The 11,225-nt window shown below is 72.2% G+C and carries 9 protein-coding genes; 5 read left to right on the forward strand and 4 right to left on the reverse strand.

From position 1 onward, the window contains the following. Positions 1 to 7: 7 nt before the first annotated feature. Positions 8 to 184 (reverse strand): MbtH family protein, encoded by a 177-nt coding sequence (locus GT755_RS02240; protein WP_030453438.1) that lies wholly within the window; start codon positions 182 to 184, stop codon positions 8 to 10. Positions 185 to 189: 5 nt separating this feature from the next. Continuing rightward, positions 190 to 3,126, reverse strand: coding sequence for a non-ribosomal peptide synthetase (locus GT755_RS02245; RefSeq protein ID WP_161478000.1), 2,937 nt, complete (start codon positions 3,124 to 3,126; stop codon positions 190 to 192). A 629-nt stretch (positions 3,127 to 3,755) separates the two neighbouring features. Here GT755_RS02245 and GT755_RS02250 point away from each other — a divergent pair. From GT755_RS02250 to GT755_RS02260, 3 genes are read left to right on the forward strand one after another with little or no spacing between them, the layout of a single operon-like run. Then, a complete protein-coding gene (locus GT755_RS02250; RefSeq protein WP_161478001.1) occupies positions 3,756 to 4,922 on the forward strand; it encodes an argininosuccinate synthase domain-containing protein in 1,167 nt (388 codons plus the stop codon). Beyond that, a complete protein-coding gene (locus GT755_RS02255) occupies positions 4,915 to 5,898 on the forward strand; it encodes an aldo/keto reductase (RefSeq protein ID WP_161478002.1) in 984 nt (327 codons plus the stop codon). Before GT755_RS02250 ends, GT755_RS02255 begins: the two co-directional genes overlap by 8 nt. Next, positions 5,895 to 6,623 carry a sulfotransferase-like domain-containing protein gene (locus GT755_RS02260; protein ID WP_161478003.1) on the forward strand — a complete coding sequence of 243 codons (729 nt, stop codon included), beginning with the start codon at positions 5,895 to 5,897 and terminating at the stop codon, positions 6,621 to 6,623. Before GT755_RS02255 ends, GT755_RS02260 begins: the two co-directional genes overlap by 4 nt. On the opposite strand, the gene GT755_RS02265 is transcribed toward GT755_RS02260, so the two are convergent. Beyond that, positions 6,604 to 7,173 (reverse strand): GNAT family N-acetyltransferase, encoded by a 570-nt coding sequence (locus GT755_RS02265; protein ID WP_161478004.1) that lies wholly within the window; start codon positions 7,171 to 7,173, stop codon positions 6,604 to 6,606. The genes GT755_RS02260 and GT755_RS02265 overlap by 20 nt on opposite strands. Before the next feature lie 71 nt (positions 7,174 to 7,244). Between GT755_RS02265 and cysD the strand changes: the two genes are divergently transcribed. Together cysD and cysC are read left to right on the forward strand one after the other, a co-directional pair. Beyond that, positions 7,245 to 8,138, forward strand: a complete 894-nt coding sequence (gene cysD, locus GT755_RS02270) for a sulfate adenylyltransferase subunit CysD (RefSeq protein ID WP_161478005.1) — start codon at positions 7,245 to 7,247, stop codon at positions 8,136 to 8,138. Continuing rightward, the gene (gene cysC, locus GT755_RS02275) at positions 8,138 to 9,973 is read left to right on the forward strand and encodes an adenylyl-sulfate kinase (protein WP_161478006.1); all 1,836 of its coding nucleotides are present in this window, start codon (positions 8,138 to 8,140) and stop codon (positions 9,971 to 9,973) included. Before cysD ends, cysC begins: the two co-directional genes overlap by 1 nt. Here the strand turns inward: cysC and GT755_RS02280 are convergent. Continuing rightward, positions 9,962 to 10,843, reverse strand: a complete 882-nt coding sequence (locus tag GT755_RS02280; protein ID WP_161478007.1) for an alpha/beta fold hydrolase — start codon at positions 10,841 to 10,843, stop codon at positions 9,962 to 9,964. The two genes, cysC and GT755_RS02280, sit on opposite strands and share 12 nt — an antisense overlap. Between the last annotated feature and the right edge of the window lie 382 nt (positions 10,844 to 11,225).

Below are 11,225 nucleotides of genomic sequence, written 5' to 3' on the forward strand. Positions count from 1 at the left end.
TTCTCCTTCACCGTCGGACGCTCAGCGGACGCAGATCCGTCCACACGCTCGCGATGTGCGCCAGGCACTCGTCCTTGCCGCCTTCGAAGCCGGCCTCGCGCCAGCCGTTCGGGATCTCGCGGCCGGCCGGCCATATCGAGTACTGCTCCTCGTGGTTGATCACCACGGCGAACTGCTCTTCCATTGCGCCTACCTTTCTTGAGGGACGAAGGCGGAGGTGTCGGACAACGAGCTGAGGTAGCGGTCGAGCGCCCCGAGCGCGTCGGTCTCCGGGCGGGCGAGCGCGGCCCCGTGGCGGTCGAACCGCCGGATGTCGAAGTGCCGGGATCCGTCGGTGAACATCTCGTCGAACTCGGCGGGAGCGGCGTCGCCGTCGCCGGACGGGGGCGGCAGCAGCAGGCGGAGCCCGGTGAGCCTGTCGTCGGGCTCGGCGACCGCCTCCAGCCGGTCGCGGAACTCCGCGTAGCCCACCCGGTCGAGGCCGCAGCGCGCGGCGAGCACGTCGAAGGCGTCGGCGAAGCGCAGCCCGACCGGCCACAACACGTGCATCGCGCCGTCGGGCACGTCGACCTCGCCGGTCGCGGCGCCGGCCAGGAACCGGGCGACCACGTCGACCGGGGTCACGTCGGTGGCGGCCCCGGTCGGGAACACGCACCCCGTGCGGGCGCAGGCGTACAGCAGGTTGTGGGCCAGCGAATCGGGATTGGGCACGCCGGTCTCGCGGTGGGGCCAGACCTCGCCGAGGCGGTAGACCACCGAGGCGACGCCCTGGCGGTGCGCCTCGGCGACGAGGCTCTCGGCGACGTACTTCGACCGGTTGTAGCCGTCGGCGGCGACCTCGTCGGGCACCGGGATGCGGTCTTCGGTGATGGGCGGGCCGCTCCGCCCGGCGGGGGCGAAGATGCTCAGGGTGGACAGCAGGTGCAGGCGGGCGCCGCCCGTGGCGAGCTTGATGAGCTCCTGTACGCCCAGCACGTTGGCCGGGCGGTGGTCGAGGTAGCCGGACAGGAAGTTGACCGCGCCGGCGGCGTTGACGATGCCCGACACCGTCGAGGCTAGGGCGTCGAAGCGCCGCTGGGTCAGCCCGAGCAGGTCCCCGGCCAGGTCGCCGGGGAGGACCTCGACGCGTCCCGACGTGATCGCCATGGGGAGCTGCCGCCAGGCGGAGGTCAGGCCGTAGCGGTCGAGGACGCCGGTCAGCCGCCGGGCGCCGTCGTCGGCGTCGGCGCACCGGACCAGGCAGACGACCTCGGCGGTGGAGCGGGTCAGCAGCTCGGCGAGGACGTGCGCGCCGATGAACCCGGTCGCGCCGGTCAGCAGCAGCGTGCGGGGCGGGCGCCACGCGAGGTCCTGCCGGACGTAGGCCAGCTCGGCGCTGTCGTCGTCGACGCCGCCCTCCAGCCGCGCGGCCTGGGCCCGCACGGTCGGCTCGGCGAGCAGATCGCGTGGCCGGACGGGCCGGCCGAGCCGTTCGCCGACGGCGGTGACGACCCGGTAGGCCAGCAGCGAGGTGCCTCCGTAGTCGGAGAAGGGCACGACCACGGAGATCCGGTCGCGTTCGAGCACCTCGCGCCACGCCGCGCAGACCAGCTCCTCCATGGGGCCGGACGGCGGCTCCACGGGCTCGTCCGAGCCGTCGGCGACGACGAGCGCGGCCAGCGCCTTGCGGTCGGCCTTGCCGTTGTGGTTGAGCGGGAGCTCGTCGAGCACCACGATCCGGTGCGGGACCTGCTCGGCCGGGAGCTTCCCGGCCGCGTAGCCGCGCAGTTGCTCCGCCGACGGCGTCTCGCCGGGTGAGCGCGGCGTGACGCAGCTGACCAGCGTGGTGTCGGGCGGCTCGCCGAGCACGACCGCCGTGGCGTCGCCGACGAGCGGATGCCCGGCCAGGGCCGCGGCGACGTCGCCGAGCTCGACCCGGACCCCGCCGAGCTTGACCTGCTCGTCGATCCGGCCGGCGAAGTGCAGCAGCCCGTCGTCGCCGGCCCGCGCGAGGTCGCCGGTCCGGTAGAGCCGGGGGCCGGGGATCTGCGGGAACGGGTTGGGCACGAACGTCCGGGCGGTCCGCGCGGGGTCGCCGAGGTAGCCCGCGCCGACGCACTCGCCGCCGAGGTAGAGCTCGCCGGGGGTGTCGTGCGGGACGGGGTTCAGGTCGTCGTCGAGCAGGATCGCGGCGGTGTTGTCGATGGGCAGGCCGATCGGGATCCGGTCGGCGTCCGCGTCGGTGACGTCGTGGAACACCGACCCGATCGAGCACTCCGTCGGCCCGAAGGTGTTGGTGACCGCGAGGCCCGGCAGCAGCGCGCGCAGCCGGTGGACCACGGCGGGACCGGCCGGTTCGCCGCCGATCAGCATGCGGCGCAGGCCCGACGTGGCGGCGCGCAGGTCGTCGCGCTCCTCCAGCAGGGCCACGAACGCCGCCAGCACCGAGGGCACGAAGTCGGTGGTCGTGACGCCGTACCGGCCGATGGTCGTCGCGGTCTGCTCCAGGTCGAGGATGCCGTCGCGGTCGGGCAGCACGACCTGCCCGCCGGACGTCAGCGGCCACAGCACCTGCCACATCGAGGAGTCGAACGTGGACCGGCTGTTCTGCAGCGTCACGTGGCCGGCGCCGTCGCCGAACCGGCGCGACATCGTGGTCAGCCGGTTGACCAGGCCGCGGTGGTGGTTGAGCGCGCACTTGGGCGTGCCCGTCGAGCCGGAGGTGTAGAACCCGTAGATCAGGTCGCCGGGACCGGGCCGGCGCTCGTCCGGCGGCGGTTCGGCCTCGCCCGGCCCGGCGCAGTCGGCGACCACCGCCGGGACGGCTTCCCGCAGGCCGGCGAGGATCGTCTCGGTCGCCGGGGACACCACGACGGCGGGCGGCGACAGTTCCGCCATGATCGCGTTGAGCCGGTCGGCGGGCCAGGCCGGATCGAGCGGCACGAACGCCGCGCCGGTCTTCATCACCCCGAAGAGCGCGGCCGGGAATTCGCGTCCGTCCGCCACCAGAACGGGGATCAAATGGTGTTTCTCCACCCCGCCGCGGATCAGCCGGCGGGCGGTCGCATTGGCCGCCGCGTCGAGGTCGGCGTAGCTCATCGTCAGGTCGCGATAGCGAACGGCGGGACGGTCCGGCGCGTTCTCCACCTGTTCACGGAAAAGGTCGAGGACGGTGCTTCTGGAAGGGAACTCGCGCGGAGGGCCGAGGAATAAGTGAGCGGCGGGATCGGCGTTTTCGTTCACGTGCGTCTGCTGATGGCGTGGCATCGTGCTTCCATGGTCAGGTCAGACAGATCAGACACTATTCAGATGGGTGCGAAAATGCTTTTGAGCGTGACCGCATGCTCCCTTCGCGGAACGATTGAGTAACCCTCATTCGGGGGGTTACGGGTTACTCCATACTGTGTCAGCCGGACCGGATCCGCAAGCCCAGACATGGGGCGACTTGCCTGAAGTGCTGGCTCTACCTGCGTGAACCGTGCTCCTAGCCGCACCGGGAGGGCGTGGTGCGGCGGCAGGCGTCCGAGCGCCCCGATACCCGAGCCCGCGAGGGCTAATCCAGGATTCGCGTTTTCCGTGCGAAATTCCTCGAAAAACGCCGATGACCAGCGGAGAATCGGATCGACGATCATCGGGCCGATTCGGCCCGCACCTCATCAGTAACAGGAGACGACTTACGGACCATCAGCGCTCAGGGCGTGCGGACTTGATTTCCATGGGTATGGTGGGCAAGGCTTGACATATCGCCAGTAATCCCCCAGCGCAAGGAGGAGGTCGTGGTAATAACCGATGGCACACCCACGACGGGGTTATTCCAATCAGGAGGACTTTCCTCGCTGGCCGTCGGAGTATGGCTCCGTGAGACGTCCACTCCGGCGAGGCACTACATCGCCGACATCGGCCAGTCGGACCCTGCGGAATTGCAGGAGCTCGCGACTTCCCTGCGCCATTCCGGCGCGGAGGTCGTCACCGTGGACCTGCGCGCGCCGATGGCCGAGGTCGCATCCGATCTGCTGCGCTACCGCGCCCGCCACGACGGCGGCTACTGGAACACCACCGGCGCGTCCCGCCTGGTGCTCACGAGCGAACTGCTGCCCCGGATGCGGGCCGACGGGTGCGAGACGTTCGTGCACGGCTGCGTGGGCGGCGGCAACGACCAGCGCCGGTTCGCGCGCTACGGCGCCCAGCTCGCCCCGGAGATGTCCCGCGTCGAGCCGTGGACCGACCACCGCGCCCTCGGGCGCTTCCCCGACCGCGCCGCCATGATGAAGGCGGTCGCCGACCACGGGCTGCGCCTCGACCGGGGCAGCTCCGCCGACCGGTCCACCGACGCCAACCTCGCCGGCGCCTCCCACGAGTCGGCCGAACTCGAAGACCTGGAGACCCCGGTCACCCGGCTCCGGCCCCGCTGGAGCGCCTGGCCCCATGAGGCCCCGCCCGAACCCCAGACCGTCACCGTCGTCGTCCGCGACGGGCGCATCGCCGACGTCGACGGCAGCGGCCCCGACCCGGTCGAGTGGATGGCCCTGGCCAACACGATCGGCGCCCGCCACGGCGTCTGGCTCCGCGACGTGGTCGAACGGCGCATCGTCGGCACCGTCTGCCGGGGCATCTACGAGTCGCCCGGCCTGGAGCTGCTCGAACGCGCCTGGACCCGGGTCCTGCAGGCCGGCCTCGACGCGGCCGGACGCGAGCTCTACGACCGGCTGTCGGCCGTCCTCGGCGCCGCGATGTACGAGGGGCGCTGGCTCGAACCCGCCGCACGGGCGGCCCGCGAGGCGGCCGACCGGCTCGTCGGCGACCTCAGCGGCACCGTGACCCTGTCGGTGCACCGGGGCGTGGTCCGGCCCGAAGGGATGAAGGTGGCGAGCCACGTGGTGCGGCAGACCCGGTTCGGCTCGGGCGGCAACCGCTGGAGCGGGGAAGGAGGCGGCGATGCGTGAGCGTCGGTTCGGCCGGCTCGGCTGGACGGTCGGCGAGGTCGGCTACGGCATGTGGGGCATCGCCGGAGGTGAGGGCGGCTGGACCGGCGCCGACGACGCGACCGGCGACGCCGCGCTCGACGAGGCCGTGGGGCTCGGCTGCGACTACTTCGACACCGCCTGGATCTACGGGCGCGGCGAGAGCGAGCGCATGCTCGGCCGGCTGGTGCGGCGGCATCCCGGCCGCCGTCTCCGCATCGCGACCAAGCCCCCGCCCAAGGACCTCGCGTGGCCGTCCACCCGCGACTCCAAGCTCGCCGACGTCTACCCGCCCGACCACCTCTGGGAATACCTGCACCGCAGCCTCGAAGGGCTGGGCACGCCGTCGGTCGACCTGTTCCAGTTCCACGTCTGGGAGGACTCCTGGGCGCACGACCCGACGTGGCAGGACACCGTCGTCGAGATGCGCGAACGCGGCCTGATCAAGGGCGTGGGCATCAGCGTCAACCGCTGGGAGCCCTGGAACGTGCTGGAGACGCTGCGGACCGGGCTGATCGACGCGGTCCAGGTGATCTACAACGTCTTCGACCAGGCCCCCGAGGACGAGCTGTTCCCGGCCTGCCGCGAGCTCGACGTCGCGGTGGTCGCCCGGGTGCCCTTCGACGAGGGCACGCTCACCGGCACGCTCACGCACGACACCCGCTGGCCCGAGGGCGACTGGCGCAACACCTACTTCGTGCCGGAGAACCTCGGGCCGAGCGTCGACCGCGCCGAACGGCTCAAGCGCATCCTGCCCGAGGGCATGACCCTGCCCGAACTCGCCCTGCGCTTCATCCTGCACAATCCCGACGTCTCCACCGTCATCCCCGGCATGCGCAAGCCCGCCCACGTCCACGCCAACATCGCCGTCAGCGACGCCGAGCCGCTGAGCGAGGCGCTGGTGGCGGAGCTGCGGACCCACCGGTGGGACCGCCGTCCGACGGAGTGGTCGCAGTGACCGCCGCGCCGAAGCCGATCATGTTGTGGGCGGTGCCCCGGTCGCGGTCGACGGCGTTCCTGCGCGTCATGATGGAGCGCGGCGACCTGGAGGTGGCCCACGAGCCGTTCTCCTACCTCCAGGACGACGGCCGGTTCTCCTTCGCGGGCCGGACCGTCACCTCTCCGGTCGAGCTGCTCGACGTCATGCTGGAGGTCAGCGCCTCGGGACGGCGGGTGTTCGCCAAGGACACCTCCGACTACACGTACACGCCGCTGTTCGAGGACGAACGCCTGTTCACCGACGTCATCCACACGTTCATGATCCGGGAGCCGGAGAGCGCCATCGCCTCCCACTACGCCATGAACCCCGAGGCGACCCTCGACGAGTACGGCTTCGAGTACCTGCACGCCATCTTCGAGGCCGTGCGCTCGGCCACCGGCGAGACCCCGCTGGTGATCGACGGCGACGACCTGGTGGCGCGTCCCGAGGTCACGGTCCGGGCCTACTGCGAGCACGTCGGGCTGGAGTTCGTGCCCGAGGCGCTGCGCTGGGACCCCGGCGAGCAGGCGGGCTGGCGGCGCACCAACCGGTGGCACGCGGAGGTGGCCCAGAGCAGCGGGCTGGTGGCGAGGGCGCCCACGCGGCGCGAGACGCCCGCGACCAACGAGCACCTGCGCCGCGTCGCCGACCACCACCGGCCCTACTACGAGGCGCTCGCCCGGGCTAGACCTTCCGCCGCATGATCGGCCGGTCGGCGCGCGGGCGGGCCACCTCGGAGAACCCGGCGTCGAGGAAGGCGCTGGCGATGCCCGTCATCGCCGTGTCGGCCCCGGCCCGTCTCCCCTCGCGGGGTTCGACCGGATAGCCCTCGGCGTGGGCGTAGCCCGCGGACGACGCCCAGTCGCAGACCGCCTCCAGAATCCCCGGCAGCAACCCGGAGCCACGATGACTCTTCTCGACGTACACGCACGCGATCGCGCAGACCCCCTCGTCGTCGTCGGCCTTCGCGAGGAGCGGCGAGCGCTCCAGCCGGGGGAACGACGACCGCGGCCCGAGCGAGCACCACGCGACCGGGGTGTCGTCGTCGTAGACGACGAGGCCGGGCGCCGGTTCGCGCCCGGCGAGGCGCCTCATCGCCTTCTTGTTGCCCTCGCCCTTCCCCTCCGTCCACTCCTTGATGGACAACCGCCAGTGCATGCACCAGCACCCGCGGGCGCCTCCGTTCGCTCCGAGAACCGACTCGAAGTCGCCCCAGGTCTCCCTGGACAGCTCTCTGACGGTCAGGGAACTCATCGCGCCACCTCCAGATAACCGATGTACAGCTCATTACAGGTTACTCCAACCAGAAACCGGAGGGCCGGGACATGGCCGGAGAAGACGCCGTCCTCGACATGCTCGAAGCCGAGGCGGTCCACATACTGCGCGAGGTCGCCGGGGCGTTCCGGCGGCCGGTGCTGCTCTATTCGATCGGCAAGGACTCCTCGGTCCTGCTGCACCTGGCGCTGAAGGCGTTCGCGCCCGGCCGGATGCCCTTCCCGGTCGTGCACGTCGACACCGGCTGGAAGTTCCGCGAGATGATCGCCTTCCGCGACGCGACGGCCGAGCGGCTGGGGCTCGACCTGCGGGTGCACACCAACCCGGACGAGGCCACGCCGTTCACCCACGGCACCCACGAGTACACCCGGATCAAGAAGACCCTCACCCTGCGCAAGGCCCTCGACGACGGCGGGTTCGAGGCGGCGATCGGCGGCGCGCGGCGCGACGAGGAGCGGTCGCGGGCCAAGGAGCGCATCTTCTCGCTGCGCGAGCCCGGCCACCGCTGGGAGCCCCGCTCGCAGCGCCCCGAGTTCTGGTGGCAGGCCAACACCGAACTCGCCGACGGCCAGACGATGCGGGTGTTCCCGCTGTCGAACTGGACCGAGCTCGACGTCTGGCGCTACATCAGGCGGGAGGACATCCCCGTGGTGCCGCTCTACTTCGCCGCGGACCGCCCGGTCGTCGAGCGGAACGGCTCACTGATCATGGTGGACGACGACCGCTACCCCCTGGAGCCCGGCGAGCGGCCGGTGCAGCGCCGGGTGCGCTTCCGCACCCTCGGCTGCTACCCGCTGACCTCGGCCGTGGAGTCCAAGGCCGAGAACATCGACGAGATCATCGACGAGATGGGCCGCGACCGCCGGTCCGAACGCGCCGGCCGGCTGATCGACGGCGAGGGCGGCACGTCCATGGAGAGCAAGAAGTCGGAGGGGTACTTCTGATGGTCGCGGTACTGAGAGTCGTGGCGTGCGGCTCGGTCGACGACGGCAAGTCCACCCTCATCGGCAGGCTGCTCGCCGCCACCGGCGGCGCCACCGACGACCAGCTCGACTACGCGAGGACGACACGGCGCGGCGGCTCCACCGTCGCGGCCGGGGCGGTCGACTACTCACTGCTGACCGACGGGCTGGAGGCCGAGCACGAGCAGGGCATCACCATCGACGTCGCCCACCTGTTCATGGACCTGCCGTCGGGCCGCCGGGTGATCGTCGCCGACGCGCCGGGGCACGAGCAGTACACCCGCAACATGGCGGTCGCCGCCTCCACCGCCGACGTCGCGGTGCTGCTCGTGGACGCCACCAAGGGGGTGCGCGAGCAGACCCGCCGCCACCTGGCGATCTGCGCGCTCATGGGGGTGCCGTCGGTGGTCGCGGTGGTCAACAAGCTCGACGCCGTGGGGTGGGACCGGTCCGTCTTCGACGAGCTGGCGGGCGAGGTGCGCGCGGCGGCCGACGGCTTCGGCATGCGGGCCGACGTCATCCCGGCCAGCGCGCTCGACGGCGACAACGTCGCCGAGCCCTCCCCCAACCTGCCCTGGTACGACGGCCCGACCCTGCTGGGCGCCCTGACGGCCTGGGAACCGGCGCAGGAGCCGCAGGAGGCCGGTTACCGGCTGCCGGTCCAGTACGTGATCCGCGCCGACGGCTTCCGCGGCCTCGCGGGCACCGTGGTCGGCGGCCCGATCCGCCCCGGCGACGCCGTCGGGGTGGCGGGCGGCGGGAGGACGTCCACGGTCGGCCGCCTGCTCGGCCCCGGCGGCACGGACCTCGACCGGGCCGCTCCGGGCACCGCGGTCACGGTGACGCTGGCCGACGACGTCGACGTGCGGCGCGGCGACCTGCTGGCCGCGCCCGAGGCCCTCCGCGACGGCCTGTCCCCGGCCGGCGCCTTCTCCGTCACGCTCATCTGGACCGCCGAGGAGCCCCTGCGGAACGGCCGCTCCTACCTGCTGCGGGCCGGGGGGCGCACCGTGCCCGCCGTGGTCACCGCCGTGCGCGACCGGCTCGACGTGGTGAGCGGCGGGAGGCTCGCCGCCCGCACCCTCGACCTCAACGACATCGGCACGGTCGAGCTGACCACCGACACGCCGGTCAGCCTCGACGCCTACCGGGAGTCGCGGCACACCGGCAGCCTGCTGCTCGTCGACCGGGTCACCAAGGAGACCGTCGCGGCCGGCATGGTCCGGCACGCCCTGCGGCGCGGCCGCACCGTCGCCCCGCGCGCCTACACCGTCGACCGCGAGGCCCGCGAGCGCCTCAAGGGCCAGCGGGCGAAGGTGGTGTGGCTGACCGGCCTGCCGGGCGCCGGCAAGTCGACCCTCGCCAACACGCTGGAGCGGCGGCTGCACGGCATGGGCCTGCACACCTACGTGCTCGACGGCGAGAACGTGCGCGGCGGGCTCAACAAGGACCTCGGGTTCACCCCGCAGGGCCGCGCCGAGAACGTGCGCCGCGTCGCCGAGGTGGCGCGGGTCCTGGTGGACGCCGGCCTGATCGTCGTCGTGGCGCTGGTGTCCCCGTTCCGGACCGACCGGGCCGCGGCGCGGGCCCTGTTCGCCGAGGGGGACTTCGCCGAGGTCTTCGTCGACACCCCGGCGGAGGAGTGCGCCCGCCGCGACCCGAAGGGCCTCTACGCGCAGGCGAGGGCCGGGCGGCTGCCCAACATGACCGGCCACGGCCAGGCCTACGAGCCGCCCGAGCACCCCGACCTGGTCGTCGACGGCGCCGGTTCCCTCGACGAGGCCGCCGACGCGCTGTGCGCCCTGCTACGCCCCTGAGACGTCGGCGACGAAGGCCGCGATCGCCGCCGCGCTCTCGTCGGCGTGGGTCTCCAGCAGGTAGTGGCCGGCGTCGTAGACGTGCATCTCGATCCGGTCGAGGTCACGGGCGTAGCCCATGATCTCGGCCAGGTCGAAGAACGCGTCGTGGCGGCCCCACAGCAGCAGGCACGGCGGCTGGTGGGTGCGGTGGTATTCGGCCAGGTCGCCGAAGCGGGCGACGTGCGCGCCGTAGTCGCGGAAGAGCTGGAACTGGACGTCGAGGTCGCCCGGCCGCGACATCCGCTCCCAGTCGAGGTGCCAGGTCTCGGGCGGGTGCAGGATCCGCAGCCGCTCGGGCAGCCCGTCCAGGTACTGGCCCCGGGTGCCCTCGAAGTTGAGCCACTCGGGCAGCCTGGCCCGGTTCTCCTCCGTGGGGTCGGCCCAGTAGTCGCGGGCGCCGTCCCACTGCTCGCCCAGGCCGTCGTCGTGGGCGTTGCCGTTCTGCACGACCAGCCCGAGGACACGCTCCGGCCGCCGCATCGCCAGGTGGTAGCCGACCGGGGCGCCGAAGTCGTGCAGGTAGACGAAGAACTCCTCGACGCCGATGCGCTCCAGGAAGCGCTCCATCGTGTCGGCCAGGTTGGCGAAGGTGTACTCGTAATCACCGATCTTGGGCGCGGAGGAGAACCCGAAGCCCGGCAGGTCGGGGGCGACGACCCGGCTGACCTCGCTCAGCGGCGCGAGCACGCGCCGGAAGCAGTGGGAGGAGCTGGGGAAGCCGTGCAGCAGCAGCAGGCACGGCAGGTCCGGCGTGCCGGCCTCCCGGTAGAAGATCTCGATCCCGTCGACGTCGACGCTCTGGTGGCGTGCCTTGGCGGTCGCTCGCATCCGTGGGGTCCCCTCGGCTGGACGGTGTCGGCCGTGGTTGCCCCTGCCCCGTCGCGAAGGGTTGATGACCGCATGGAGACCGACGTGCCCGAGCACGAGGAGCTCGTCCGCGACCTGGCCGCCCTCCGCGAGCGCGGGCTGGTGTAACGGGGCCACCGCGCTGCGAGAACGTGCCGCCGAGCGGCCGCGGCCCGTCCTGCGCCGGATGTTTCGGTTGCCCGCATTGGACGCCTCCTGGTCCGCCGGTGAGTGGTGCCTCCAGAGAAGCGGCATCCTTGGTGCGGTGGCCGGTCGCGAGGCGGGCGAGGTCAGGGCGTTTACGGGTTGCCCCTTGCAAGAGTCAGCTCATCTCACTAAGGTTCGCCCAACCTTAGTGAGATAT

Origin of the sequence: Herbidospora solisilvae, assembly GCF_009901565.1 — a bacterium.
GTDB classification, from domain to species: Bacteria; Actinomycetota; Actinomycetes; order Streptosporangiales; family Streptosporangiaceae; genus Herbidospora; species Herbidospora solisilvae.

Bases quoted from the DNA above. Each gene is read 5' to 3' on its own strand.
- GT755_RS02240 (WP_030453438.1), bottom strand. From the start codon at position 184: ATGGAAGAGCAGTTCGCCGTGGTGATCAACCACGAGGAGCAGTACTCG.
- GT755_RS02255 (WP_161478002.1), top strand. From the start codon at position 4,915: ATGCGTGAGCGTCGGTTCGGCCGGCTCGGCTGGACGGTCGGCGAGGTC.
- GT755_RS02265 (WP_161478004.1), bottom strand. From the start codon at position 7,173: ATGAGTTCCCTGACCGTCAGAGAGCTGTCCAGGGAGACCTGGGGCGAC.
- cysD (WP_161478005.1), top strand. From the start codon at position 7,245: ATGGCCGGAGAAGACGCCGTCCTCGACATGCTCGAAGCCGAGGCGGTC.
- cysC (WP_161478006.1), top strand. From the start codon at position 8,138: ATGGTCGCGGTACTGAGAGTCGTGGCGTGCGGCTCGGTCGACGACGGC.
- GT755_RS02280 (WP_161478007.1), bottom strand. From the start codon at position 10,843: ATGCGAGCGACCGCCAAGGCACGCCACCAGAGCGTCGACGTCGACGGG.